General features: G+C 76.0%; 24 protein-coding genes, 1 other RNA gene and 1 pseudogene. 13 read left to right on the top strand and 13 right to left on the bottom strand.

All coding sequences use genetic code 11. From position 1 onward, the window contains the following. The 4 genes and pseudogenes from ACYVOF_RS05740 to ACYVOF_RS05725 form a co-directional block, all read left to right on the top strand. Positions 1 to 270 (top strand): annotated as a pseudogene (locus ACYVOF_RS05740) (Rv2231c family pyridoxal phosphate-dependent protein CobC); the annotation flags it as partial. Further along, the gene (locus ACYVOF_RS05735; protein WP_460864609.1) at positions 267 to 1,409 is read left to right on the top strand and encodes a Nif3-like dinuclear metal center hexameric protein; all 1,143 of its coding nucleotides are present in this window, start codon (positions 267 to 269) and stop codon (positions 1,407 to 1,409) included. The pseudogene ACYVOF_RS05740 and the gene ACYVOF_RS05735, both read left to right, overlap by 4 nt. Positions 1,410 to 1,476: 67 nt before the next feature. Next, a complete protein-coding gene (locus ACYVOF_RS05730) occupies positions 1,477 to 2,235 on the top strand; it encodes a zinc ribbon domain-containing protein (protein ID WP_460864608.1) in 759 nt (252 codons plus the stop codon). After that, on the top strand, positions 2,232 to 3,356 hold the full coding sequence (locus ACYVOF_RS05725) for a bifunctional RNase H/acid phosphatase (RefSeq protein WP_460864606.1): 1,125 nt from the start codon (positions 2,232 to 2,234) through the stop codon (positions 3,354 to 3,356). Before ACYVOF_RS05730 ends, ACYVOF_RS05725 begins: the two co-directional genes overlap by 4 nt. A gap of 6 nt (positions 3,357 to 3,362) precedes the next feature. Here ACYVOF_RS05725 and ACYVOF_RS05720 read toward each other — a convergent pair whose 3' ends face one another. From ACYVOF_RS05720 to ACYVOF_RS05710, 3 genes are read right to left on the bottom strand one after another with little or no spacing between them, the layout of a single operon-like run. Next, a complete protein-coding gene (locus ACYVOF_RS05720) occupies positions 3,363 to 4,655 on the bottom strand; it encodes an ArsB/NhaD family transporter (protein ID WP_460864604.1) in 1,293 nt (430 codons plus the stop codon). Between the two features lie 4 nt (positions 4,656 to 4,659). After that, positions 4,660 to 5,415, bottom strand: coding sequence for a sulfite exporter TauE/SafE family protein (locus ACYVOF_RS05715; protein ID WP_460864603.1), 756 nt, complete (start codon positions 5,413 to 5,415; stop codon positions 4,660 to 4,662). An 11-nt stretch (positions 5,416 to 5,426) separates the two neighbouring features. After that, positions 5,427 to 6,644 carry an MFS transporter gene (locus ACYVOF_RS05710; protein WP_460864601.1) on the bottom strand — a complete coding sequence of 406 codons (1,218 nt, stop codon included), beginning with the start codon at positions 6,642 to 6,644 and terminating at the stop codon, positions 5,427 to 5,429. 247 nt (positions 6,645 to 6,891) lie between these two features. Between ACYVOF_RS05710 and rnpB the strand changes: the two genes are divergently transcribed. After that, positions 6,892 to 7,301: RNase P RNA component class A (gene rnpB / locus ACYVOF_RS05705), an RNA gene on the top strand. A 168-nt stretch (positions 7,302 to 7,469) separates the two neighbouring features. Here rnpB and ACYVOF_RS05700 read toward each other — a convergent pair. From ACYVOF_RS05700 to ACYVOF_RS05690, 3 genes are read right to left on the bottom strand one after another with little or no spacing between them, the layout of a single operon-like run. Beyond that, a complete protein-coding gene (locus tag ACYVOF_RS05700) occupies positions 7,470 to 7,685 on the bottom strand; it encodes a hypothetical protein (protein ID WP_460864600.1) in 216 nt (71 codons plus the stop codon). 21 nt (positions 7,686 to 7,706) lie between these two features. Then, positions 7,707 to 8,024: an antibiotic biosynthesis monooxygenase family protein gene (locus ACYVOF_RS05695; protein WP_460864599.1), complete on the bottom strand. Its 318-nt coding sequence runs from the start codon at positions 8,022 to 8,024 to the stop codon at positions 7,707 to 7,709. Then, positions 8,021 to 8,551 carry a GNAT family N-acetyltransferase gene (locus ACYVOF_RS05690; RefSeq protein WP_460864597.1) on the bottom strand — a complete coding sequence of 177 codons (531 nt, stop codon included), beginning with the start codon at positions 8,549 to 8,551 and terminating at the stop codon, positions 8,021 to 8,023. The genes ACYVOF_RS05695 and ACYVOF_RS05690 overlap by 4 nt, the downstream gene beginning before the upstream one ends. Before the next feature lie 85 nt (positions 8,552 to 8,636). Between ACYVOF_RS05690 and ACYVOF_RS05685 the strand changes: the two genes are divergently transcribed. Together ACYVOF_RS05685 and ACYVOF_RS05680 are read left to right on the top strand one after the other, a co-directional pair. After that, the gene (locus ACYVOF_RS05685; RefSeq protein WP_460864596.1) at positions 8,637 to 8,960 is read left to right on the top strand and encodes a putative quinol monooxygenase; all 324 of its coding nucleotides are present in this window, start codon (positions 8,637 to 8,639) and stop codon (positions 8,958 to 8,960) included. Between the two features lie 43 nt (positions 8,961 to 9,003). Next, positions 9,004 to 9,177 (top strand): SPOR domain-containing protein, encoded by a 174-nt coding sequence (locus tag ACYVOF_RS05680; protein ID WP_460864595.1) that lies wholly within the window; start codon positions 9,004 to 9,006, stop codon positions 9,175 to 9,177. Between the two features lie 3 nt (positions 9,178 to 9,180). Here ACYVOF_RS05680 and pip read toward each other — a convergent pair whose 3' ends face one another. Next, the gene (gene pip / locus ACYVOF_RS05675) at positions 9,181 to 10,146 is read right to left on the bottom strand and encodes a prolyl aminopeptidase (protein WP_460864593.1); all 966 of its coding nucleotides are present in this window, start codon (positions 10,144 to 10,146) and stop codon (positions 9,181 to 9,183) included. Positions 10,147 to 10,225: 79 nt separating this feature from the next. Between pip and ACYVOF_RS05670 the strand changes: the two genes are divergently transcribed. After that, positions 10,226 to 11,785: an LCP family protein gene (locus ACYVOF_RS05670; RefSeq protein ID WP_460864592.1), complete on the top strand. Its 1,560-nt coding sequence runs from the start codon at positions 10,226 to 10,228 to the stop codon at positions 11,783 to 11,785. Between the two features lies 1 nt (position 11,786). Here ACYVOF_RS05670 and panB read toward each other — a convergent pair whose 3' ends face one another. Continuing rightward, on the bottom strand, positions 11,787 to 12,680 hold the full coding sequence (gene panB, locus ACYVOF_RS05665; RefSeq protein WP_460864590.1) for a 3-methyl-2-oxobutanoate hydroxymethyltransferase: 894 nt from the start codon (positions 12,678 to 12,680) through the stop codon (positions 11,787 to 11,789). Between the two features lie 154 nt (positions 12,681 to 12,834). On the opposite strand from panB, the gene ACYVOF_RS05660 reads away from it, so the two are divergent. From ACYVOF_RS05660 to ACYVOF_RS05645, 4 genes are all read left to right on the top strand, one after another. Beyond that, positions 12,835 to 14,478 carry an alpha/beta fold hydrolase gene (locus ACYVOF_RS05660; protein ID WP_460864589.1) on the top strand — a complete coding sequence of 548 codons (1,644 nt, stop codon included), beginning with the start codon at positions 12,835 to 12,837 and terminating at the stop codon, positions 14,476 to 14,478. A gap of 61 nt (positions 14,479 to 14,539) precedes the next feature. Beyond that, positions 14,540 to 15,880 carry a glutamine synthetase family protein gene (locus ACYVOF_RS05655; protein WP_460864587.1) on the top strand — a complete coding sequence of 447 codons (1,341 nt, stop codon included), beginning with the start codon at positions 14,540 to 14,542 and terminating at the stop codon, positions 15,878 to 15,880. 194 nt (positions 15,881 to 16,074) lie between these two features. Beyond that, positions 16,075 to 16,821, top strand: a complete 747-nt coding sequence (locus tag ACYVOF_RS05650) for a type 1 glutamine amidotransferase (protein ID WP_460864586.1) — start codon at positions 16,075 to 16,077, stop codon at positions 16,819 to 16,821. A 37-nt stretch (positions 16,822 to 16,858) separates the two neighbouring features. Beyond that, a complete protein-coding gene (locus tag ACYVOF_RS05645; RefSeq protein ID WP_460864584.1) occupies positions 16,859 to 19,849 on the top strand; it encodes a bifunctional [glutamine synthetase] adenylyltransferase/[glutamine synthetase]-adenylyl-L-tyrosine phosphorylase in 2,991 nt (996 codons plus the stop codon). Here ACYVOF_RS05645 and ACYVOF_RS05640 read toward each other — a convergent pair. From ACYVOF_RS05640 to glnA, 4 genes are all read right to left on the bottom strand, one after another. Then, positions 19,819 to 20,352 (bottom strand): hypothetical protein, encoded by a 534-nt coding sequence (locus ACYVOF_RS05640; RefSeq protein WP_460864582.1) that lies wholly within the window; start codon positions 20,350 to 20,352, stop codon positions 19,819 to 19,821. The two genes, ACYVOF_RS05645 and ACYVOF_RS05640, sit on opposite strands and share 31 nt — an antisense overlap. Further along, complete coding sequence (locus ACYVOF_RS05635) at positions 20,349 to 21,698, bottom strand: molybdopterin-dependent oxidoreductase (RefSeq protein ID WP_460864580.1); 1,350 nt, start codon at positions 21,696 to 21,698, stop codon at positions 20,349 to 20,351. Before ACYVOF_RS05635 ends, ACYVOF_RS05640 begins: the two co-directional genes overlap by 4 nt. After that, the gene (locus ACYVOF_RS05630) at positions 21,695 to 22,318 is read right to left on the bottom strand and encodes a TetR/AcrR family transcriptional regulator (RefSeq protein ID WP_460864578.1); all 624 of its coding nucleotides are present in this window, start codon (positions 22,316 to 22,318) and stop codon (positions 21,695 to 21,697) included. The genes ACYVOF_RS05635 and ACYVOF_RS05630 overlap by 4 nt, the downstream gene beginning before the upstream one ends. Positions 22,319 to 22,558: 240 nt before the next feature. Beyond that, entirely contained in the window at positions 22,559 to 23,968 is a 1,410-nt protein-coding gene (gene glnA / locus ACYVOF_RS05625; RefSeq protein ID WP_460864679.1) for a type I glutamate--ammonia ligase, read from the bottom strand. 249 nt (positions 23,969 to 24,217) lie between these two features. Here glnA and ACYVOF_RS05620 point away from each other — a divergent pair, with 249 nt between their 5' ends. Then, positions 24,218 to 24,697, top strand: coding sequence for an RDD family protein (locus tag ACYVOF_RS05620; protein ID WP_460864677.1), 480 nt, complete (start codon positions 24,218 to 24,220; stop codon positions 24,695 to 24,697). Positions 24,698 to 24,703: 6 nt separating this feature from the next. Here ACYVOF_RS05620 and ACYVOF_RS05615 read toward each other — a convergent pair whose 3' ends face one another. Further along, the gene (locus tag ACYVOF_RS05615; RefSeq protein ID WP_460864575.1) at positions 24,704 to 25,441 is read right to left on the bottom strand and encodes a DUF4191 domain-containing protein; all 738 of its coding nucleotides are present in this window, start codon (positions 25,439 to 25,441) and stop codon (positions 24,704 to 24,706) included. Positions 25,442 to 25,443 lie beyond the last annotated feature (2 nt).

Here is a 25,443-nt window from a genome sequence, read left to right as displayed (position 1 = left end):
GCGGTGGCCGCCGAGCGCACCACCACCGCCGCCGCGCTCGCCGCGGCCGGGCTCCCGCTGCTGGGCACCCCGGCCGCGGGGTTCCTGCTGCTGCACCACCCGGACGGCCGCGCGCTGCGGGCCCGGCTGCGCGACGCCGGCATCGCCGTGCGCCGCTGCGACACGTTCCCCGGGCTGGGCCCGGACCACCTGCGCGTCGCCGTCCGCGGTGGTGCGGCGGCCGCGCAGCTGGTGGTGGCGGTCCGCGACGCACTGGCGGTGGCGGCGTGAGCGGGCCGCGGCTGGCCGACCTCGTCGGCGCGCTCGAGGCCGCCTACCCCCCGGAGCTGGCCGAGGACTGGGACGCCGTCGGCCTGGTGTGCGGCGACCCGGCCGACGAGGTCACCCGCGTGCACCTCGCGGTGGACGCCACCGAGGCCGTGGTCGACGACGCCCTGGCCGACGGCGCCCAGGCCCTGGTGGTGCACCACCCGCTGCTGTTGCGCGGCGTGCACGGGGTCGGGGCCGACACCGCCAAGGGGGCGCTGCTGCACCGGCTGGTCCGCGGCGGCTGCGCGCTGTTCACCGCCCACACCAACGCCGACCGCGCCGACCCGGGCGTGTCCGACGCGCTGGCCGCCGCGCTGGGGCTGCGGGTGCTGGGCCCGGTCGAGCCCGAGCAGCTGGCCTGGGACAAGGTCGCGGTCACGGTGCCCGTGGGCCCGGACGCCGACCGCGTGCGCGACGCCGCCCACGCCGCCGGGGCCGGGCAGGTGGGCGACTACGCCCGGGTCGCGTTCGGCGTCGTCGGGCAGGGGCAGTTCCTGCCCGGGCCCGGCACCCACCCGGCCGTCGGCACCCCCGGCGCCCTCGAGCACGTGACCGAGGAGAAGGTCGAGGTGGTCTGCCCCCGGGGGTCCACCGCGGCCGTCGTCGCCGCCGTCGTCGCCGCCCACCCCTACGAGGAGGTCGCCTACGACGTGCTCGCCCTCGCGCCGCGGCCGGGCCCGCGCGGCCTGGGCCGGGTCGGCGAGCTGGCCGAGCCGGAGCCGCTGCGCGCGTTCACCGCCCGCGTCGCCGCGGGGCTGCCGTCCACCGTCTGGGGGGTGCGCGCCGCGGGGGACCCGGAGCGCCCGGTGCGCACCGTCGCCGTCAGCGGCGGCTCCGGGGACTCCCTGCTCGGGCGGGTCGGCGCGCTCGGGGTGGACGCCTTCGTCACCGCCGACCTGCGCCACCACCCCGTCGACGAGCACGTGCGCCTCGGCGGGCCCGCGCTGGTCGACGTCGCGCACTGGGCCAGCGAGCAGCCCTGGTGCGCTCAGGCCGCCCGGGTCGTCGAGGCCGCCCTCGGCGGTACGGTGGTGACTCGCGTCTCGCCGCGGCGGACCGACCCGTGGACCGTCGGCGCCGGGGCGGACCACGGACGATGAGCCACGAGGAGCGCGCCGCAGTGACACACCCCGCAGCCCGGACCGCCACGACCGCGGGGGTGGCGCGGTGAACGCGGACCCGGGCGTGCAGGCGGCGCTGCTCGAGCTGGCCGAGGTCGACGCGCAGCTCTCCCGCACCGCCCACCGCCGCCGCACCCTGCCCGAGGCCGCGGAGGTCGAGCGGCTCGAGGCCGAGGAGGTCGCCCGGCGCGACGCCGCCGTCGGCGCGCAGACCGCCGTCGACGACCTGGACCGCGACGTCCGCAAGCTCGAGACCGAGGTCGACGGGGTGCGGGCCCGCGAGGAGCGCGACAAGGCGCTGCTCGCCGGGGGCACCGTCGGCGCCAAGCAGATGACCGAGCTGCAGCACGAGCTGGAGACCCTGCAGCGCCGCCAGGGCGTGCTCGAGGACGAGCTGCTCGAGGTGATGGAGCAGCGCGAGGCCTCCGAGGCCGACCGGGACCACGCCGGGGCGAACCTCAGCCAGGTCACCGACGAGCTGGTCGACGCGCGCCGCCGCGCCGAGGACGCGCTGGCCGACCTGGCCACCACCGAGACCCGGCTCACCGCGGACCGGGAGGCGGTGCTGCCCCGCTTCCCGGCGGACCTGCTCGCCCTCTACGAGCGCCAGCGCGCCGCCCGGGGCACCGGCGCGGCCCTGCTGCAGGCGCGCCGCTGCGGGGCCTGCCGCATCGAGCTCGACCGCGGGATCATCGCCCGCATCGCCGCCACCGCACCGGAGACGGTGGTGCGGTGCGAGGAGTGCGGCGCGATCCTGGTGCGCACGAAGGAGTCCGGGCTCCGCACGGCCGAGTCCGGGCAGTGAGCGCCGGGCACAGCCACGTCGTCGTCGAGGCCGACGGGGGGTCGCGGGGCAACCCGGGCCCCGCCGGCTACGGCGCCGTGGTGTTCTCCGCCGACCACTCCGAGGTCCTCGCCGAGCGCGGCGAGGGCATCGGCCGGGCGACCAACAACGTCGCCGAGTACCGGGGCCTCATCGCCGGCCTCGAGGCCGCGGCCGAGCTGGGTGCCGACGAGGTCGACGTCCGGATGGACTCCAAGCTCGTCGTCGAGCAGATGTCCGGCCGCTGGAAGGTCAAGCACCCCGACATGGTGCCGCTGGCCCGGCAGGCGGGGCGGCTGCTGGGCAGCTTCTCCCGCGTCGGGTTCACCTGGATCCCGCGCGCCCAGAACTCCCACGCCGACCGGCTCGCCAACGACGCCATGGACGACGCCGCGGGCACCCCGCGCCGCAAGACCGCCCCCGCCGCGTCCGCCGCCGCCCCCGCCCCGGCGCCCGGGACGGGCTGGACCGCGCCGGTGGGGGAGCCCACCCGGCTGGTGCTGCTGCGCCACGGGCAGACCGCGCTCTCGGTCGAGCGCCGCTACTCCGGCCGCGGCAACCCCGAGCTGACCGAGCTGGGTCGCGACCAGGCCGCGGCCGCGGCCCGGCGCGTGGCCCGGCTGGCCACCGCCGACCCCTTCGCGGCGGTGGTGAGCTCCCCGCTGGGGCGCGCCCGGGACACCGCGCAGGCCGCGGCGGACGCGCTGGGCCTGCCGGTGGTGGTCCACGACGGGCTGACCGAGACCGACTTCGGCGAGTGGGAGGGGCTCACCTTCCGCGAGGCGGCCGAGCGCGACCCCGAGGTGCACGCCCGCTGGCTGGGTGACACGTCCGTGGCCCCGCCGGGCGGGGAGAGCTTCGACGCGGTGCACCGCCGCGTCCGCCGGGCCCGCGACGAGCTCATCGCCGCCCACGGCGGGGCCCGGGTGCTCGTCGTCAGCCACGTGACGCCGATCAAGACGCTGCTGCGGATGGCGCTCGACGTCGGCCCGGGCCTGCTCTTCCGGCTGCACCTGGACCTGGCGTCGCTGTGCGCGGCCGACTTCTACCCCGACGGCGGGGCCTCGGTGCGGCTGGTCAACGACACCGCGCACCTGGGCTGAGCCCGGCTAGCCGAGCACCCGCAGGCCCAGCCACAGCGTCAGCACCGACACCACCAGCGTGGCGGGGACGGTGACGAGGCCCAGGCGGGTGAACACGGCCACCGACGGCGGGTCGCCGCGCTCGGTGAGCACCTGGCGCCACAGCAGGGTCGCCAGCGAGCCGACGTAGGTCAGGTTCGGCCCCAGGTTGACCCCGAGCAGCACGGCGAGCACCAGCCCGGTGGGGGCGCCCGCGCCCAGCACGCCGAGCAGCAGCAGCGTCGCGGGCAGGTTGTTCACCACGTTGGCCAGCACCGCGGCCACCACCGCAGCCACCGCCAGGCCGGCCAGGTCGGCCGTCCTCGGCAGCACCCGGCCCACCAGGGTGCCGAGCGGGCCGGTGGTCACGGCGGCGACGACGACGCCCAGGGCGAGCACGAACAGGCAGAACAGCGGGGACGAGGCCAGCACCACCCGCACCGGGGTGGTGGTGCGCGCCCGCAGCTCGGTCACCGCGAGCACCACCGCCCCGGCCAGCGCCACCCACACCGGCTCCAGCCCGACGAACCCGGACACGGCGAACCCGGCCAGCGTCAGCGCCAGCACGGCCAGCGCCAGCCGCGGTGCCGGCAGGTCGTCGACGGGGGCGGCGGCGGGCCCGGGGGCCGCGCCGGGGTCCTGCCCGGCGGGGTCGGGCTCGACGACGAGGTCGCGGCGGAACCACCACCGCAGCACCGCGTGCTCCACGGCGACCGCGGTCAGCCACGGCAGGGCCATGAGCGCCGCGAACCCCAGGAAGCTGACCCCGGAGGCGGTGAAGGCCAGCAGGTTCGTCAGGTTGGACACGGGCAGCAGCGTGGACGCGGAGTTCGCGAGGTGGCCGGCGGCGTGCACGTGTGGCCGGGGGCGGGTCCGCAGCGCCCGGGCCGACGCCACCACCGCGGGCACGAGCAGCACCACCGTCGCGTCCAGGCTCAGCACCGCCGTCGTCACCGCCGAGGCCACGACCACCAGCGCCAGCAGCCGGGTGGGCTCGCCGCGGGACCCGCGGACCAGCACCCCGGCCAGCCAGCGGAACACCCCCGCGGCGTCCGCGAGGTGGGAGAGCACGAGGATCGCGGCCAGGAACCCGACCGTCGGACCGAGCCGGGCCACCTCGTCCAGCGCGGCCGCCGGCGTCAGCGCGCCGACGAGCAGCAGCAGCACGGCCGCGGGGACCGCCCCCGCCGCCTCGGGCAGCCCGCGGGGACGGACCACGGCGACGGCCAGGACCACCACGAGGGCGAGCAGCGCGACGACCTCCCGCGCGTGCGTCACCACCCGCTCACGTCACGACCAGGAGGACGCCGACCACCAGCCCCAGCACGACCACGAGCCAGCGCAGCACACGCTCGTCGAGCCGGCCCGCGAGCCGCCCGCCGAGGAACCCGCCCACGAGGGTCGCCGGGGCGAGGGTGGCGACGTAGGCCCAGTGCACCGGGGCGCCCAGGCTGAACACCACGATCGTCACCGTGGCCGCGGTCAGCGACAGGACCGCCTTGGTCGCGTTGAGCCGGCGCAGGGTGTCGCTGGCGGTCAGCGCCAGCAGCACCACGAGGATCACCCCGAGCGCGCCGCCGAAGTAGCCGCCGTAGACGCACGCGGCGAACACCGCGACCAGCAGCGGGACGGGACGGTCGGGGGCGCCCGGGTCCGGGGTGCCGACCTTGGACTTCAGCCACGGCTGCACGGCCATGAGCAGGCTGGCCCCGATGACCAGGGCCGGGACGATCGCGTCGAACACCCCGGCGGGCACCACCAGCAGCAGCAGGGCGCCGACGAGCGCGCCGGCCGCGGCCACGGGGACCACGCGCCGCAGCCGCGGCCCCTGGCCCACCAGGTCCTTGCGCTGGCCCGTGGCCGCCCCGAGGTAGCTGGGCCACTGGGCGACGGAGTTCGTCACGTTCGCGTCGAGCGGGGGCAGGCCGACGGCGAGCAGCGCGGGGAAGACCAGGAGCGAGCCGCCCCCGGCCACCGCGTTGACGGCCCCGGCGACCAGCCCGGCGCCCGCGAGCAGCAGCAGCTGCAGGGGGGTGGACACGACGGGCGACGCTACCGCGCGGGCGCGGCGGCCCGGCCCGCAGCAGGCTCCCGGGCGAGGCCCAGCCGCACCGCGGCGGCGACCGCGGCCAGCCCGGCGGCGCCGAAGCCGACCGACCACGCCACCCCGCCGGCGAGCGCGCCCACCGCGGCCGGGGTCAGGGCGGCGACGAGGTAGTTGGCCGAGTTCTCCAGGCTCATCGCGGCCGCGGCCTGCCCCGGCGGGGCGATCTCCCCGGCCAGGGTGAAGGCGAGGCCGTTCCAGCAGGTGGCGAGCACGGTGGCCGCGACCAGCACCGGGGCCAGCACGAGCAGCCGCGGCCCGGTGGTCAGCAGGTCGGCGGCGACGAGCACGCCGAAGGCGACGGCGGTGGCGACGGCGACCGCCCGCAGCGGGCCCAGCCGGGAGCCGACCCGGTCCGACCACGCGCCCACGACGAGCCGGGACACGGCCGAGCCGACCTGCGCGACTGCGAGCACCGCGGCGGCCGTGGTCGTCGCGACGCCCCGGTCGTCGTGCAGGTACTCCACCAGCAGGGTGCCCGCGGTGAACTGCGGCACCACGAGCAGCGCGGCCGCGACGGAGAGGCGGCGCAGCGGGCGGTCGGCGACGACGGCGCGCAGGCCCGCGCGGGGGGTGGTGCCGGCGCGGTGCCCGGGCGGGTCGTGGACCGTGGCCGCGACGCCCACCGCGGCGAGCAGGCACGCGAGCGCCAGTGCGGTGAACACCGCGTCGGTGTCGGCCCGGGCGCCGAGGGCGGGCAGGGCGGCAGCCCCGGCGGCGGCGCCGAGCGGGGTGGCGGACTGGCGCACCCCCATGGCCACCCCCCGGCCCCGCCGCGGGAACCAGGTGAGCACGGCCCGCCCGCTGGCCGCGTTGACCCCCGCCCCCAGGGCCCCGGTGGCCAGCAGCAGCGCCCCGGCGGCCGTGGCCGAGGTGACGAGGGTGAGCAGGCCCAGCGTCGCGGCCGCACCGAGCAGGCTGGTGACCATGACCGGTCGCTCCCCGACGCGGTCGGTCAGCGCACCCCAGGGCAGCAGCGTGGCCAGGATGCCCAGCGAGACCAGGCCCAGCAGCACCCCGACCCCGGGCAGGGGGAGCGCGAAGGTGTCCCGCAGCAGCGGGGTGACCGAGGCCAGGCCGAGGAAGACCGCGGCCGTCGCGCCCTGCGCCAGGGTGCCCGCGCCCAGCACCACCCACCGGTACGGGCTCGCCGCGTCCTCGTCCACCCGTCCCACCCTGCCCCGTCGTCCCGCCCACCGGGAGGCATGTCCCACATCCTGGTACCGCGTTTCGCCCACATCGCGCGCCCGCTGGGTCGGTCAGCCCGCGTTTCGCCCACATCGCGCGCCGGCCGGGGCGATCAGCCCGCGATTCGCCCACATCGCGCGCCGGCCGGGGCGGTCAGCCCGCGAGGCGCCCACCCGTCGTGGTGGCGGGGACGGGGCGGTGGGCCCGCTACGATCAGCGGGCGGACGAGCTGGCCGGGCGGCCGCGGCCCGGGGGACGGGCAGCACCTGCTGCCGCGCCCGGGGCCGAGGAAAGTCCGGACTCCACAGAGCAGGGTGGTTGGCAACACCAACCCGGGGTGACCCGCGGGACAGTGCCACAGAGAACAGACCGCCAGGGCGTGCCCTGGCAAGGGTGAAACGGTGCGGCAAGAGCGCACCAGCACCCCGGGTGACCGGGGTGGCTCGGTAAACCCCACCCGGAGCAAGGTCGAAGGTCGCACCGCTCGCGGTGCGGCTGCGCAGGCGCTCGAGGGCTGCTCGCCCGAGCCTGCGGGTGGACCGCTCGAGGCGCCCGGCGACGGTGCGTCCAGATGGATGGTCGCCACCCGGTGCTCGCACCGGGGACAGGATCCGGCTTACAGGCCGGCTCGTCCGCACCTCACCGGCCCCACCCGCCCCCGTGCTCCGGGGCTGGGCGCGGACCGGGACTCGCGGCAGCTGCGTGCGCGCGGCTTGGGGGGGAGCCGGCACGCGTCCGCGGGCGAGCCCCGGCCCGCCTGCACACCGTAGCCCCTGGTCACGCCGGGTAGGTCGACTGTGACCTCATCGGGGGAACGCGGGCTGCCAGTGCTCGCACGCGACGTCCGGCCGGGCGACCGCGTAGACGTGCACCAGGTCGTCCGGGCCCCACGCCTCCTCGGCCGTCTCGTCCACCTCGAGCGCCGCCTCGCACACCGGGCAGCGCACCAGCCGGGTGCCGTCGTCGTGGCGCTCGACGGTGGCGCTGGGGGCGGAGACGAGCAGGTGCGGGTGCGACACCCCCGGGATGCTAGGTCGCGCTCAGGCCCCGGGCAGGTCCAGCTGCACCCGGACGATCTCCGCGCACACCGGGGCGAACTCCTCGCGACGCAGCCGGTTGTGCTCCTCGTCGACGTCGTACCCGCGGTAGGCCTCCGCGTCGACCCAGTCGTTGGTGATGGCGAAGTCCCAGCCGCCCTCGCGCAGCCGTGCGTCGCGGCCGACCCGGCTGGCCAGGCGGCCGGGGCACGGGAGGGCCTCGATCCCGGCGAGCGCCGCGTCGAGCCGGGCGGAGTCGGCCGCGGCCTGCTCCGGGTCCTCGGTGGGGCGCAGCCGGCCGACGACGACGTTGCGGATCACGCGGGCGAACCTAGCGCCGGGAACGGCGGCAGCGCCATGAGCACCACGTCGGGCTCCTCGTCGGAGAGCCAGTCGAAGCGGGTGGTGCCGATGCGCACCCAGCCCCGGTGCTCGTAGACGGCCAGCGCGCTGCCGTGCAGCGGCACCACGTCGAGCACCGGCACCCGCCCCGCCGCCCGCGCCCACGCCACGGCCGTGTCGAGCAGCAGGCCGCCGACCCCGGTGCCCCGCGCCGAGGTCCCCACGAACAGCACCGAGACGATGGCCGGGTCGTCGCAGCCGGTGCCGCGGCGGAAGGCGTCGCCCGGGCCGCCGCGGTCCACCCGGCCGACCATGACGTGCCCGACGACCTCGCCGTCGCGCTCCGCGACCCAGGCGACCTGCTCGTAGCTGCGGACCAGGAAGTCCTGCGCCCCCGTCGGGAACGGCCACCGGTACGGGTAGCGGGAGCGCGGCTGCTGCTCGGCGAGCACCTCGGCCAGGACGGGCACGTCCTCGGGGCGGCGGGGACGGATCAGCACGGGCACCCGACGATCGTGGCGCACCGCCCCGCCGCGCGCCGCGTCTGGCACGGTGGTCGCCGACACCCGCACCCGCACAGGAGGAGTCCCCGTGATCTTCATCGTCGTCAAGTTCCCCGTCAAGCCCGAGCACGCCGACACCTGGCTCGACCGCGTCGCCGACTTCACCACCGCGGTGCGCGCCGAGCCGGGCAACGTCTTCTTCGACTGGGCCCGCAGCACCGACGACCCCAACGAGTACTGGCTCACCGAGGGCTTCGTCGACGACGCCGCCGGCAAGGCCCACGTCGAGGCGCCGCACTTCGCGGCCGCCATCGACACCATGTCCGAGGCCGTGTCCGCCACCCCGAAGATCGTGAGCACCTCGGTCGACCAGCCCGACTGGGGCGAGATGGGCGAGGTCTCCCCGCGCTGAGCGCGGACCCCTGCCGCGGCCGGTGCGGTGGCACGATCGGCGCATGAGCGACGACGAGCAGTGGTACTTCGACACCGCCACCCACCAGGCCGTGCAGGGCAAGCAGAAGGGCTTCCAGAACCGGATGGGGCCCTACCCGACGCGGGAGGCCGCCGAGCGCGCGCTGGAGACGGCCCGGGCCCGCAACGAGGCCGCCGACGCGGCCGACCGGGACTGACGCTCAGGGCCGGAAGCGGTCCGTGGCCCCGACGAGCGCGTCGGTGATGCCCGGCTCGGCGAAGGAGTGCCCGGCGTCGTCGACGACGACCAGCTCGGACCCGGGCCAGGCGCGGTGCAGGTCCCACGCGGAGCGGGCCGGGCACACCACGTCGTAGCGGCCCTGCACGATCACCCCGGGGATCCCGGCCAGGCGGTCGGCGTCGCGGAGCAGCTGCTCCTCGTCCAGGAACCCGCCGTGGCGGAAGTAGTGGTTCTCGATGCGGGCGAAGGCCAGCGCGAAGCGGGGCTCGGCGGTCTGCGCCACCCGGCCCGGCCGCGGCAGCAGCGAGCTGGTCGCGCCCTCCCACGTCGACCACGCCACGGCCGCGCGCCGGGCCACCTCGGGGTCGTCGTGGTGCAGCAGCCGGTGGTAGGCCTCGACGAGGTCGCCGTCGCGCTCCGCGGCGGGCACCGGGGCGAGGAAGTGCTCCCACCGCTCGGGGAACAGGTTCGCCGCCACGCCCCGGTAGTACCAGTCGATCTCGCTGCGGCGCAGCAGGAAGATGCCGCGCAGCACCAGCGCGGTGACGCGCTCGGGGTGGGTCTGGGCGTAGGCCAGCGCGAGGGTGGACCCCCAGGAGCCGCCGAAGACCTGCCAGCGCTCGACGCCCAGGTGCTCGCGCACCGCCTCGACGTCGGCCAGCAGGTGCGCCGTGGTGTTCACCGCGAGGTCGGCGCCGTCGGCCACGTGGGGCTGGGAGTAGCCGCAGCCGCGCTGGTCGAGCTGCACCACCCGGTAGGCGGCGGGGTCGAAGGCGCGGCGCGTCTCCGGGTTCAAGCCGCCGCCGGGCCCGCCGTGCAGCACGACGACGGGCGCGCCGTCGGGGTTGCCGCTGACCTCCCAGTACACGTGCTGGCCGTCGCCGACGGGCAGCAGGCCGGAGGCGTGGGCGGCGACGGGCGGGTAGAGGGTGCGCACCCGCGCCATCCTGCGCCCCGCACCGGGACCTGTGACGCGGCCGACGCTCACAGCGTCCCCACAGGCACCGTCACTACCGTCGGGCGCCGTGCCGAGACCTGCCCGCCACCGGCCCCGACGCGGCCCGCTGCACCGTGCGCGCACCGCGGTCGCCGTCGCCGCGGCCACCGCCTCCGCCCTGGTGCTCGTCGGCACCGGGGTGGCGTGGTCCACCGTGCGGGACCTGCGCGACGGCGTCACCACCTCCGACGCGCTGTCCGCGGTGGGGACCGCGGGGACGACGACCTCCCGGGACGGGTCGACGAACATCCTGCTCATCGGCCTGGACTCGCGGAAGGACCAGCAGGGCAACGACCTGCCGCAGGCGGTGCTCGACCAGCTCGACGCGGGCAGCAGCGACGACGGCGGCTACAACACCAACAGCTTGATCCTGATCCACGTGCCGGACGACGGCAGCCGCGCCACCGCGTTCTCCATCCCCCGCGACGACTACGTGGCCGTCAGCGGGATCCCCGGCTACGACCACGCCAAGATCAAGGAGGCCTACGGGCTGAAGAAGTACTACACGGAGCAGGACCTGGCCGCCCAGGGCGTCACCGACCCGGCGACCCTGGAGTCGCGGGGCCGGGAGGCGGGCCGGCAGGAGACGCTGCAGACGGTGCAGAACTTCCTCGGCGTCGGCATCGACCGGTTCGCCGAGGTCAACCTGGTCGGGTTCTACGACCTCGCCCAGGCCCTGGGCGGGGTGCAGGTGTGCCTGAACAACCCGGTGAAGGACTCCTACTCCGGGGCCGACTTCCCCGCCGGGCTGCAGACCCTCGACGCCGCCCAGTCGCTCGCGTTCGTCCGCCAGCGCCACGGCCTGCCCAACGGCGACCTGGACCGCACCCACCGCCAGCAGGCGTTCCTGGCCGGGGTGACGGCCAAGCTCTCCAGCGCGGGCACGTTCACCGACCCGACGAAGCTGGCGGCACTGGTGTCCGCGGCCGAGCAGGACGTGGTGCTCTCCGCCGGGTGGGACGTCGTCGGGTACGCCGCCGAGGCCACCAACCTCACCAGCGGCGACGTCGAGTTCCAGACGCTGCCGGTGCAGAGCTACCAGACCATCGACGGCCAGGACGTGAACATCGTCGACCAGGCCGCGCTGCAGACCCAGGTCAAGGTCGCCTTCGGCCTCGAGCCGGCCCCCGCGCCCGCCGCGCCAGCCCCGGCCCCCACCGTGCCCACGAGCACGGTCGACGTCCGCAACGCGACCGGCACCACCGGGCTGGGCCGCGCGGTGTCCGACGCACTCGTCGGCGGCGGGTTCACCGCGGGCACGGTCGGCAACGGCACGCCCGACGCGACCACCGGGGTCCGCTACGGCACCGGGGCCGACGTCGACGCGGCGGCCGCGGCGAGCCTGCTGGGCGCGCCCGCCCCCACCGCCGACCCGGCCGTCCCCGCCGGCCACGTCGAGGTGACCCTCGGCGACGGGTTCACCGAGCCCACCGACCTGGCGCAGGCCGCGACCACCCGGCTGGAGCAGGCCCGGACGGGCTCGGCCGCCCCTGCCGCGACGAGCACCACCGCCACCCCGGCGCCGGCGGACGGTGCCCCCGACTCCGGTGCCCCGGTGCTGGCCGGCGGGATCCCCTGCGTCAACTAGCTCAGAAGCTGTGCTCGGGCCCCGGGAAGGTGCCGCGGCGGACCTCGTCGGCGTAGGCGGTGGCGGCGCGGTGCAGCTCCCCGCCGACGTCGCCGAACCGCCGGACGAAGCGGGCGCCCTTGCCCTGGCTGAGCCCGGCCATGTCCTGCCACACCAGCACCTGGGCGTCGCACTCCGCCCCGGCGCCGATGCCGACGGTGGGGATGGTCAGCTTGTGGGTGACCTGGCCGGCGACCTCGGCCGGCACCATCTCCATGACCACCGAGAAGGCGCCGGCCTCCTGCACCGCGGTCGCGTCCGCGACGAGCTGCTCGGCCCCGTCGCCGCGGCCCTGCACGCGGAACCCACCCAGGGAGTTGACGCTCTGCGGGGTGAACCCGACGTGGCCCATGACCGGGATCCCCGCGGCGGTCAGCGCCCGGATCTGCGGGGCGATGCGCTCGCCGCCCTCGAGCTTGACCGCGTGGGCCAGCCCCTCCTTGAGGAAGCGGACGGCGGTCGCCACGGCCTGCTCCGGGCTGGTCTCGTAGGTGCCGAACGGCAGGTCGGCGACGACGAGGGCGTGCGGGGCGCCGCGCACCACGCCGCGGACCAGGGGCAGCAGCTCGTCGACCGTCACCGGGACGGTGGTGTCGTAGCCGTAGACCACGTTCGCGGCGGAGTCGCCGACGAGGAGCACGGGGATGCCGGCGTCGTCGAGGACCCGCGCCGTGGAGTAGTCGTAGGCGGTGAGCATCGCCCACTTCTCGCCGGCGTTCTTCTTCGCCGCGAGGTGGTGGGTGCGGGTGCGCACCCGGGGCTTGCTCGCCGGGGCTGCCGCGCCGCCGTAGGGGTTCGCCTCGGGGGCGGGGATCGTCGCGGGGGTCGTCCCGGTCGCGGGGGTCGTCTCGGACATCGTCGTCCGTCCTTTCCTCGAGGCCCGCTCGCGGGTCCCCGGGAGTAGCAGGGTGCTGACCCCGACAGGGTGCCACTCGCCGCCCGGGTCGTCGCGGGCGTGCGCCCCACGTCACAGCACGGCCCGTCCGCCGGGGCCGTGGCAGCATCGTGGGGTGAGACGCCCCGCCGCCCGTCGGCCTCTCGTCCCCGCCGCCCGTCGGCCTCTCGTCCCCGCCGCACTGCTCGTCGTCGGTGCGCTGGCGCTGGCCGGCTGCGGGGCCACCACGGTCGAGGGCGGCAGCGCGGCCGCGGGCACTACCGCGCCCGCCACGTCCGCGCCGCTGACGTCGCAGGGCCCCACGGGCGCCGTCCCCGCCGGGCTGGAGGCGTTCTACGGCCAGACCTTGACGTGGGGCTCGTGCGTCCCGTTCGTCCGCAGCCCCGCCGACGAGCAGGCGTTCGCCGACCCGTCGCTGGACTGCGGCCGGCTGACCGTGCCGCTGGACTACGCCGACCCGGGCGGGCCCACGGCGTCGGTGGCCGTGCTGCGCCACCGCGCGAGCGGGCAGCGGGTCGGCTCGCTGTTCCTCAACCCCGGGGGCCCGGGCGCCTCGGGCACCAGCTTCGCGGCGAGCGAGGCGGGGGCGCTGGCCGACACCGAGGTGGGCCGCCGCTTCGACCTCGTCGGGCTCGACCCGCGGGGGGTCGCCGCGACCGAGCCCGCCATCACCTGCAACACCGGGCCCGAGGCCGACGCGCAGCGCGCGGACGACGACGTCGACGAGAGCCCCGCGGGCATCGCGCAGACGGAGGCCGAGGAGCAGCAGTTCGTCGACCGCTGCGTCGCACGCACCGGCACCGACGTCCTCGCCCACGTCGGCACCCGGGAGAACGCCCGCGACCTGGACGTGGCCCGCAGCGTGCTGGGCGACGAGCAGCTGAGCTACCTGGGGTACTCCTACGGCACCCGGCTGGGCACCGAGTACGCCGCCGCGTTCCCCACCCAGGTGCGCGCCATGGTGCTCGACGGCGCCGTGGACCCGGGGGCCGACCCGATCGACGACCTGGTGCGCCAGGGCGCGGGGTTCCAGCAGGCCTTCACCGCCTACGCCGCACGGTGCGCGACCCAGCCGACGTGCCCGCTGGGCACCGACCCCGCCGGGGTCACCGCCCGCTACCGGGCGCTGGTCGACCCGCTGCTGCGCACCCCCGCGGCCACCACCGACCCGCGCGGGCTGAGCTACGCCGACGCGAACACCGGGGTGCTGCAGGCGCTGTACTCCCAGCAGCTGTGGCCGAGCCTGACCCGGGGCCTGGGCGAGCTCGCCCAGGGGCGCGGGGACACGCTGCTGCGGCTGGCCGACCTGTACGAGGACCGCGCCGCCGACGGCAGCTACACCAACCAGTCCGACGCGTTCACCGCCATCCGCTGCGTGGACGACCCGCCGGTGACCGACCGGGCCGCGACCGGGGTGGCCGACACCCGCTACCGGCAGGCGGCCCCCTTCCTCGACGACGGCCTGGGCACCGGCAACGCCGCGCTGGACGTGTGCGCGTTCTGGCCGGTGCCGCCCACGGGCACGGTGGGCGAGGTCGACCCCCGCGGGCTGACCACGACGCTGGTCGTCTCCACCACCGGGGACCCCGCGACGCCCTACCAGGCGGGGGTGGACCTGGCCCGCCAGCTCGACGCCGCCCTGCTCACCTTCGAGGGCACCCAGCACACCGTGGCCCTGCAGGGCGACACCTGCGTCGACGACGCCGTCACCGCCTACCTCGTGGCGGGCACGCTCCCGGCCGCCGGGGCCCGCTGCTGAGCCCGGCCCGTAGCACCGGCTGCGAAACATGGATGTAACCCGACGTCCCTAGGGTGCGCGCATGGATCGGCAGCGAGAGTTCGTGCTCCGCACCCTCGAGGAGCGCGACATCCGCTTCGTGCGGCTGTGGTTCACCGACGTCCTCGGCTTCCTCAAGTCGGTCGCGATCGCCCCGGCCGAGCTCGAGGGCGCGTTCGCGGAGGGCATCGGCTTCGACGGCTCCTCCATCGAGGGGTTCTCGCGGGTGTCCGAGGCCGACACCGTCGCCAAGCCCGACCCGTCGACGTTCCAGGTGCTGCCCTGGTCCGACGGCGACGGCCACCACCACTCGGCCCGCATGTTCTGCGACATCGCGATGCCCGACGGCTCCCCGTCCTGGGCCGACCCCCGCCACGTGCTGCGCCGCCAGCTCAACCGGGCCAAGGACCTCGGCTTCTCCTGCTACGTGCACCCGGAGATCGAGTTCTTCCTCATCGAGGACGGCCCGCAGGACGGCCGGGCGCCGGTGCCCGCCGACTCGGGCGGCTACTTCGACCAGGCCGTGCACGAGCGCGCCCCCAACTTCCGCCGCCACGCCATCGACGCGCTCGAGTCGATGGGCATCTCCGTCGAGTTCAGCCACCACGAGACGGCGCCGGGCCAGCAGGAGATCGACCTGCGCTACGCCGACGCGCTGAGCATGGCGGACAACGTCATGACCTTCCGGTACATCGTGAAGGAGGTGGCCATCAACGAGCAGGTGCGGGCCACCTTCATGCCCAAGCCGTTCTCCGAGCAGGCCGGCTCCGCGATGCACACCCACATGAGCCTGTTCGAGGGCGACACCAACGCCTTCCACGACGCGGCCGACGACACCCAGCTCTCGCCGACCGGCAAGGCGTTCATCGCCGGCATCCTCACCCACGCCCGCGAGATCAGCGCCGTCACCAACCAGTGGGTGAACTCCTACAAGCGCCTCATCACCGGGGGCGAGGCGCCTACCGCGGTGTCCTGGGGGGCGGCCAACCGCAGCGCCCTGGTGCGGGTGCCGATGTACACCCCCGGCAAGGCCTCGTCGCGGCGCGTCGAGATCCGCACCCCGGACTCGGCGTGCAACCCGTACCTGGCGTTCGCGGTCATGCTGGCCGCCGGGCTCAACGGGGTGGAGAAGGGCTACGAGCTGCCGCCCGCGTCGGAGGACGACGTGTGGTCGCTCTCGGAGTCCGAGCGCCGCGCCATGGGCTACGAGGAGCTGCCGCAGAACCTCAGCGAGGCGCTCGACGCGATGGAGGGCTCGGAGCTGGTGGCCGAGGCGCTCGGCGAGCACGTGTTCGACTACTTCCTGCGCAACAAGCGCGAGGAGTGGGACGCCTACCGCCGCAACGTGACCCCGCACGAGCTGCGCACCTACCTCTCGCTGTAGGAACGCCCCGCGCTGCACCGGATCCGGGGTGGCTGGCCCGTGCTGCACCGGATCCGGGACGCCGCGTGGGATCCCGCGTCAGCGCCCGGACCCGGTGCAGCCACGCTCGCCCGCGAACCCGCTCGACGCGGCTGCACCGGGGACCGGCCCGGGGGTGAGCGGTGCGTGCGGCGGCGGACCCTAGGGTGGGGCGCGTGACGCAGCTGCTGGTGGTCGAGCCGTCGGCGATCGACCCGCTCGGTCCGCTCGGCGGCTGGCTCGCCGACGCGGGCGCCCAGCTGCGGGTGGTGCGGCCCCACGCCGGGGACCCGGTGCCCGCGGACCTCGGCGACGCCCGGGGCCTCGTCGTCCTGGGCGGGGAGATGGACGCCGACGACGACGCCGGGCACCCGTTCCTCGCCGACGTCCGCGCCCTGCTGGCCCGGGCCGTCGCCGAGCGGGTCCCGACGCTGGCGGTGTGCCTGGGCGCGCAGATGTTGGCCCTGGCCGCCGGCGGGGTGACCCGGCGGATGCCCGACGGCCCCGAGGCCGGGTTCCGCCTCGTCGCCCGCCGCGACGCCGCCGCGAACGACCCGCTGCTGGCCACGCTGCCCTTCACCCCCGACGTCGTGCAGTTCCACCACGACGAGGTGAGCGTGCTGCCCGCCGGGGCCGAGCTGCTCGCCGTGTCACCGCACTGCACCAACCAGGCGTTCCGGGTCGGCGGCTGCGCCTGGGGTTTCCAGTTCCACGTCGAGACCGACCCGGCCCTGCTGCGCACCTGGATCGAGGGCGACCCGGTGGCCGCGGCGCGGGTTCCGCGCTCGCAGCACGAGCCGGGCACGATCGAGGCCCTGCACGTCGACCTCGCCGAGACGTGGGCCCCGGTCGCGGCCCGCTTCGTCGAGATCGCCGCCGCGGGCCCGCCGCCGGCCGACCTGCCACTGCTGGGTGCCCGGTGATGCCCGCCCACGGCGTGGTGGGCGGGGGGACGCTGCGGTGACGCCCCCACCGCCCGGCCGCCGCCGGGTCCCCGGGCCCGGCCGGCTCGGCCTCGTCGAGGACGACGCCGACACCCGCCTGGAGCGCCTCGGCTGGACGACCGAGGAGCGCGTACCGCTGCTGTGGTCGCTGTCCCGCGCCGGGGACCCGGACCTGGCCCTGGCCGCGCTGTGCCGGCTCGCCGACGCGCTCGGCGACGCGGGCTGGGCCGAGCTCGAGACCCGGCTGGCCGGCTCGGCCCGGCTGCGCGGCCGCCTCTTCGGCGTCCTCGGCGCCTCGACCACCCTGGGCGACCACCTCGTCGCCCACCCGGCGAGCTGGCGCCGGCTCGACACCACCGAGCACCTCCCCGGCCCCGACGAGGTGCGCGCCCTGCTGCTCGCGGCCGTGGACGCCCGGCCGGAGGGGGACGGCACCTACCACCGCGCGGCGGTGACCGGCCCCGAGGCCGTGGCCGCGCTGCGGGTGGCCTACCGCCACGAGCTGCTGCTCGTCGCCGCCGTCGACACCGGGTCGGTCGTCGAGGACGTGCCCGTGGCCCCGTTCCGCGAGGTCGGCGAGCAGCTCACGACGCTGGCCGACGCCGCGCTCACCGCCGCGCTGGCGGTGGCCGTGGCCGAGGTGTGCCCCGACGGTCCGCCCCCGGTGCGCCTCGCCGTGATCGCCATGGGCAAGTGCGGGGCGCGGGAGCTCAACTACGTCAGCGACGTCGACGTCATCTTCGTCGCCGAGCCCGCCGACGCGGTCGCCGCCCGACTCGCCGGCGCCCTGGTCCGCATCGGTGGCGCCGCGTTCTTCGAGGTGGACCCCAACCTGCGCCCCGAGGGCCGCAACGGGGCGTTGGTGCGCACCCTCGAGTCCCACCTCGCCTACTACGACCGGTGGGCGCGCACCTGGGAGTTCCAGGCGCTGCTCAAGGCCCGCCCCATGACCGGGGACCTGGCCCTGGGCGCGGCGTACCTCGACGCGGTGACCCCCCTGGTGTGGTCGGCGGCCGAGCGGGAGGACTTCGTCGGCGACGTGCAGGCCATGCGCCGCCGGGTGGAGGACTCCGTCCCGCCCGAGCTGCGCGAGCGCGAGCTCAAGCTCGGCCGCGGCGGGCTGCGCGACGTGGAGTTCGCCGTGCAGCTCATCCAGCTCGTCCACGGCCGCGCCGACGCCTCGCTCCGCGTCGCCGCCACGGTCGACGTGCTCGCCGCGATGGGCGTGCTCGGCTACGTGGGTCGCGACGACGCCGCCAACCTCATCGCCTCCTACGAGTTCCTCCGCCTGCTCGAGCACCGCCTGCAGCTGCAGCACCTGCGCCGCACCCACACCCTGCCCGCGGCCGACGACGAGCGGAACCGCCGGTGGCTGGCCCGCGCGGCGCACCTGCGCACCGACGGCACCGACCCGGTCACCGCGCTGGCCGCCGAGGTGCGCCGGCACGCCCAGCGCATCCGCCGGCTGCACGAGAAGCTGTTCTACCGACCGCTGCTCGACTCGGTGGCCAAGATCGACGCCGCCCCGATGCGGCTGTCGACCGACGCCGCCCGCCGCCAGCTCGCCGCGCTGGGCTACCTCTCGCCGGACAGCGCGCTGCAGCACCTGACGAGCCTCACCGCCGGGGTGGGCCGCACCCCGCGGGTGCAGGCCGTGCTGCTGCCGACGCTGCTGGAGTGGTTGGCCGAGACGCCGAACCCCGACGCCGGCCTGCTCGCCTACACGCGGCTGTCCGCCGAGGTGCGCGAGCAGCAGTGGTTCCTGCGGATGCTGCGCGACGAGGGCGTGGTCGCCTCCCGGCTGGTGCGGGTGCTGGGGACCTCGGCCTACACCGCGGAGCTGCTGCTGCGCTCCCCGGAGGTGGTGCGGCTCTACGCCGACGGCGCGGTCGGTCCGCGCCTGCTCGACCCGGAGCCCGCCGAGGTGGCCCGCAGCCTGCGCGCCGCCGCCGAGCGCCACGACGAGCCCGTCCGCGCCGCGCAGGTGGCCCGCTCGCTGCGCCGGGCCGAGCTGGTCCGGGTGTCCTCCGCGGACGTCCTGGGGCTGCTCGACACCCGGCAGGTGTGCGAGGCGCTGTCCGCCGTGGCCGACGCGGCGCTCGACGCCGCCCTCGTCGCGGCCACCCGCGCGGCGGGCCCCGAGCCCCGGGCGCGGCTGGCGGTCATCGGGATGGGTCGGCTCGGGGGCTCCGAGCTCGGCTACGGCTCCGACGCGGACGTCCTGTTCGTCTGCGAGCCGCTGCCCGGGGTGGACGAGCGGACCGCGACCCGGTGGGCGAGCACGGTGGCCGAGCGGGTGACCACGCTGCTCGGCGCGCCCAGCCCCGACCCGGCGCTGGGGGTGGACTCCGGGCTGCGCCCCGAGGGCCGCAGCGGGGCGCTGGTGCGCACCGTCGCCTCCTACGAGGCCTACTACCGGCAGTGGGGCGCCACCTGGGAGCGTCAGGCCCTGGTGCGCGCCCGCCCCGTCGCCGGGGACGCCGAGCTCGGCGAGCGCTTCCTGGCCGTCGTCGACCCGCTGCGCTACCCCGAGGGCGGGCTCGACCGCGACGGGGTGCGTGAGGTGCGGCGCATCAAGGCCCGGGTGGACGCGGAGCGGCTGCCCCGCGGCGCGGACCCCACCACCCACACCAAGCTGGGCCGCGGCGGGCTGGCCGACATCGAGTGGACCGCCCAGCTGCTGCAGCTGCGCCACGCCCACCGGCTGCCGGCGCTGCGCACCCCGTCCACGTTGGACGCGCTGCGGGTCGCCGGGGCGGCCGAGCTGCTGCCCGCCGGGGACGCCGACGTGCTCGTCGACGCGTGGCTGGAGGTCACCCGGGCCCGCAACGCCGTGGTGCTGGTGCGGGGGAAGGCGGCCGACCAGCTGCCGCCGCAGGGCCGGCTGCTCGACGCGGTCGCCGTGGCCACCGGGTGGCCGGCGGGGGACAGCGGGGCGTTCCAGGACCACTACCGTCGCGTCACCCGCCGCGCCCGTCAGGTCGTCGAGGCGTCCTTCGGGGCCTGAGCGGCCTGCCGCCCGCGGCGGGCGGCCCCCAGGCGGACCGCGTAGGCCGCGGCGCTGAGCACCCAGAACACCGCCACCAGCGCCAGCCACCGCCCGAGGTACGGGTCCTGGGTGAGACCCGTGGCCGTGCGGAAGGTCTCGGCGCCCTGGCTGACGATCCCCGGCCAGAACAGCAGGAACGTCAACCCCGTGGCCAGGGCGGGGACGCGGACGAAGTTCACCACCGGGACGGCCGGCGCCGCCCGCTCGGGCACCCGGCGGCGCACCGCGTCGAGCCCGGCCCGCAGGGACCGGTCGGCGAGCGCGTAGGCGGGGAACAGCAGCAGGTCGTGCAGGATGACGGCCCCGACGAACCACACCAGGATCGTCTGCCACCAGGTCGCGCCGCCGGTGAGCCCGGCCACCCCGAGCAGGCTGACGACGTAGCCGGTGAGGGCGAACGCGGCGACGAGCACGAGCAGGCCGAGCGGGCCGGTGCCGACGGCGCGGCGGAACCCGCTCACGACAGGAACTCCAGGCCGGCGACCCACTTGGTGTTGTTGACCCCGGGCATCGCGGGGACGATCACCCGCGCCGGGAACCCGTGGTCCATGGACAGGTCGGCCCCGTTGACCCGCAGGGCGAGCAGCGAGTCGGGATCGGCCACCTGCCCGGCGTTGAGCTGCACACGGGTGAACGGGCCGCCGGGCTGCAGCGACGTCGTCACCTGCGAGGTCGGCTGCGGCACACCGGCCAGCGCGGCGAGGTCGCGCAGCCGCACCCCCGTCCAGGTCTGCACGGTCGACCAGCCCTCGACGCAGGCGATGGGCAGCTCCGCGGTGTGCAGGTCCATCCCGAGCAGGTCGTCGCGGCTGAGCCGGACCGGCGACGGGCCGCCGGTGAGGGTGAGCGTCCACCCCTGGGTCATGTCCGTGGTCACCCCGGCGGCCTCGGCCGTCTTGTTGACCTGGAAGTCGTTGGGGCCGTCGCCGTACGACCGTCCCCGGGGCAGCAGGAGCGCCAGCGGGCGCAGCGGGCCGCCCAGGGTCTGCCCGACGCTGAGCACGGCGACGAGGCCCGCACCCCCGGCCACGAGGCCGAGCGCCCCGCGCCGGGACAGCGTGGGGGCGGCCGGGTCCCGCGAGACCAGGCCCGTCTCGTCGAGCGGCTCGGGCACGGTGTCCGCGCGGGAGGTGCGCAGCTCGGCGCGCAGCGAGCGGGACCGCAGGCTGCGCACCATCGTCGGCAGCTTGAGCACCACGTGGGAGACGAAGCCGGCGATGAAGACCCAGGCCCCGAAGTAGTGCGCGGTGTAGAAGCTGAACCCGAAGACGTAGTCGTACTGGATGTTCAGGATGCCGGTGGCCATCTCGAACAGGATCCCGCCGACGAGCAGCAGCAGCGAGACCCGCTCGAGCACCTCGCCGACCGAGCGCGACGGCGGCCACGCGAACAGCTTGGGCACCACCGACCACAGCTTGGCCAGCACGACCGGGGCCAGCACCAGGCCCAGCCCGACGTGCAGGCCCTCGGTGAGCCGGAACAGCCACGACGGCCGCGTGGGCCAGTCGAACACCGGCAGGTGCAGGAAGCCGACCGTGCCCGGGTTGGCCTGGCCGTACTGGGGGCCGTAGGCGACCCAGTCGAGCAGGCCCGTCACGATGACCAGCGGCAGGCTGACCAGCAGCACCGCGCCCAGCACCGAGGTGAGCCACGGACCGCGCAGCGGGCTGCGGAAGCGGACCCGGTCCACGCCCGGGGGAGGGGTGTCGCGCAGCCGGCGCCACAGCGCCCGCGGCTCGCCGAGGTGCTCGTCGGCGGTGGCCGGGTCGGCGGCGCGGGAGGGCGGGACCTGCTCGGGCGCGCTCACGCCCCGACCTGCTCGGCGATGCCGGCGAGCGCGAGGTCGAGCGCCGCCTCGAGCGGGGTGGTGCTGCGGTGGACCTGCGCGAGCAGCAGGCCGCCCTGCACGGCGGCGAGCAGGCCCAGGGCCAGGTGCTCGGCGTCGGCATCAGCGGCCAGCTCGCCGCGGCGCTGCATGGTCGCCAGCCCGGCCGTGAGGGCGGCGCGCCAGCGGTCGAACCCGGCCGCGACGCGGGCGCGGGCGGCGTCGTCGACCTCGGCGAGCTCGGCCCCCAGCCGTCCCAGCGGGCAGCCGCCCTGCGGGCCCTCGCCGCGGCAGAGCGCGATGACGTGGTCGCGCCAGGCGCGCAGCCCCGCCATCGACCCGACCTCGCCGAGCGCGGGCTGCTGGGTGGCGAGCACGTGGTCGGCCTGGGCGTCGACGACCGTGCCGACCAGCCCCGACTTGTCCGGGAAGTAGTGGTAGAGCTGCGACTTGCTGGTCGAGGTGGCCCGCCGGACGTCGTCGAGGCTGGTGGCCAGGACCCCGCGACGCTGCGCGAGCGCCGCGGCCGCGGCCACGATGCGGTCGCGGGTCGCCCGGCCCCGGGCCGTCGCGGGCGGGGTGGTCACGCCGTGGGTCGTCACCCCCGCAGGGTGTCACGACTGGACCGTCCGGTCCACTGATCATCCTCGGCCGGCGTCGTCCGGGACTGCGCTGGGTGGGCGGGACGCGGTGCGGGGACGGCCGGGACCGCGCTGAGTAGGCGGAACGCGGTGCGGGGCCCGCCGGGACCGCGCTCAGTGGGCGGAACGCGGTGCCGGCCCGGGACGCGGGCCGGCCCGCACCCCGGGTGGGGTGCGGGCCGGTCGCGGCTGCGGGTGCGCTCAGCAGTCGTAGTACAGGTTGAACTCGTACGGGTGCGGGCGCAGCCGGACGGGGTCGATCTCGTCGGTGCGCTTGAGGTCGATCCACTTCTCGATGAGGTCCGAGGTGAACACCCCGCCCTCGAGCAGGTAGTCGTGGTCCTCCTCGAGCTTGTCGATGACCGCGGACAGCGAGGTCGGCGCCTGCGCGATGTCCTTGGCCTCCTCCGGCGGGAGCTCGTAGAGGTCCTTGTCCACCGGGGCACCGGGCTCGCGGCGGTTCTTGATGCCGTCCAGGCCGGCCATCATCATCGCGGCGAACGCCAGGTACGGGTTGCCCGAGGAGTCCGGCGCGCGGAACTCGAGGCGCTTGGCCTTGGGGTTGTTGCCCGTGATCGGGATGCGGACCGAGGCCGAGCGGTTGCGCTGGGAGTAGACGAGGTTGATGGGGGCCTCGTAGCCGGGCACCAGGCGGTGGTAGCTGTTGATGGTCGGGTTGGTGAAGGCCAGCAGGCTCGGGGCGTGGTGCAGGATGCCGCCGATGTAGTGCCGCGCCATGTCCGACAGCCCGGCGTAGCCGTTCTCGTCGTAGAACAGCGGCGAGCCGTCCTTCCACAGCGACTGGTGGCAGTGCATGCCGGAGCCGTTGTCGCCGAAGAGCGGCTTGGGCATGAAGGTGACCGACTTGCCCGCCTGCCACGCGGTGTTCTTGATGATGTACTTGAACAGCATCACGTCGTCGGCCGCGTGCAGCAGGGTGTTGAACTTGTAGTTGATCTCCTGCTGGCCGCCGGTGCCGACCTCGTGGTGCGCGCGCTCGAGCTCGAAGCCCGCGTTCTGCAGGTTGGTCGACATCTGGTCGCGCAGGTCGACGTAGTGGTCGTAGGGCGCGACGGGGAAGTAGCCGCCCTTGTAGCGGACCTTGTAGCCCAGGTTGGGGCTGCCGTCGGCCTCCGCCTCGGCCCCGGTGTTCCACCAGCCGGCCTCGGAGTCGACCTCGTAGAAGGTGCCGTTGGCCTGGGAGTCGAAGCGCACCGAGTCGAAGATGTAGAACTCGGCCTCGGCGCCGAAGAAGCAGGTGTCGGCCACGCCGGAGGCCTTGAGGAACTCCTCGGCCTTGCGGGCGACGTTGCGGGGGTCGCGGCTGTAGGACTCGCGGGTGAACGGGTCGTGCACGAAGAAGCTCATGTTCAGCGTCTTCGCGGCCCGGAACGGGTCGAGGTGCGCCGTGGCGACGTCGGGCAGCAGCATCATGTCCGACTCGTGGATGGACTGGAAGCCGCGCACCGAGCTGCCGTCGAAGGCCAGCCCGTCGTCGAACACGTCCTGTGTGAAGGCCTTGGCGGGCAGCGTGAAGTGCTGCATCACGCCCGGCAGGTCGCAGAACCGGATGTCGACGTACTCCACCCCCTCGTCGGCGATGAACTTCATGACCTCGTCGGGTGTGCTGAACACCGTGGTGGGCTCCTTCGTCGTCGCGTCGCAGCACCGAGGGCTGCGGCTCGTCTCGCTCGGTTCACCGGCGGCCGGGGCGACCGCGTTGTCGCGACGGTAGGAAGGCGGTGTTGCCCACCCGTCACTCGTGTGTTTCCGCAGTGTTACGCGTCACCCGCCCCGGTGGGGGCCGGACGGTCCGGGTGCGGACCCGCCCGGGCCGCCTACCCTGGGGGAGTGCCCAGGATGACCGGGTCGTGGCTCGGTGGCGACGCCAGCCTGCCGCCGACCTCCGACGAGCCCCAGTCCCACCCCGGTGAGCTGCTGGGCCTGCCCGCCCACGGTCCCGGCTCACTGCCCGGGCTGGGGCGCCGCGCCGCGGCGGTCACCCTGGACTGGCTGATGGCCCTCGCCGTCGCCGGTCTGCTCCCGGGCGGTCGCTCGACCACGACGCTGCTCGTCTGGGCCGCGGTGGGGGTGGTGGCCGTGGCGCTGTTCGCCTTCACCCCCGGCCAGCTGGTGATGGGCATCCGGGTCGTCGCGGTGCCCACCCCGGCGGAGGCCGCCCGGGGCGACGTCGTCTCCCCGGCGGTGGCCGTGGGGTGGCGGCGGGCGCTGGTGCGCTCCCTGCTGCTGGCCGTGGTCCTGCCGGCGATCATCATGGACCGCGACGGCCGCGGGCTGCAGGACCGGCTCAGCAGCACCGCCCTGGTCCGCTCCCGCTAGTCCGCCTCAGCGGCGCCGGACGGTCCGCTGCACGTTGCGCATCTTCGCCCCGGCCGGCATCGGCCCCTTGGGCATGGCCGCGCCGCCGCGGGCGCCGAGCGCCGCCAGCCGGGCCTCGAGGCCGTCCATCGCCTTGACGTCGATGTTGCGGGGCAGCTTGGTTATGTGGCGCTGCAGCTTGCTCAGGGGCACCTGGCCCTCGTCGTCGCCGACCACCACCGAGTAGATGGGGGTGTCCCCGACGATCCGGGCGATGCGCTTCTTCTCCTGGGCGAGCAGGCCCTTGACCCGGTGCGGCGCACCCTCGGCCACGAGGATCACCCCGGGACGGCCGAGCACGCGGTGCACCGCGTCGAGCTGGGTGGTGCCGGCCACGGCCTGGTTGACCCGCCAGCTGCCGCGCAGGTTGTCCAGCGCCCACCCGGCCGCGCCGGGCTGCCCGTCGGCCTTGGCGTAGACGCTGCGCTGCAGCCGGCGGCCGAAGACGATGACGCCGACCAGGATTCCGACGACCACGCCGAGCGGGATGAGGATGGTGGGCGCACCGACGAGGAAGCCGACCAGCGCGAACAGGGCGATGGACCCGACGAGCACGCCGAGCAGGATCGGCACGAGCGCCTTGTCCTCGCGGCGCTGCATCTGGAACGCCTGCCACATCTGGGCACGACGCGCCTTCGACGCCGCCCGCTTGGCCGACCTCGCCGCCTTCTTGTCGGCCTTGTCCCCGCTGCCTGCCTTCGCCATGG

The sequence above is a fragment of the Rhodococcus aerolatus genome, assembly GCF_054783215.1.
Note: the sequence above shows the minus strand (reverse complement) of the source record. Positions and strands in the feature narration are given on the sequence as shown.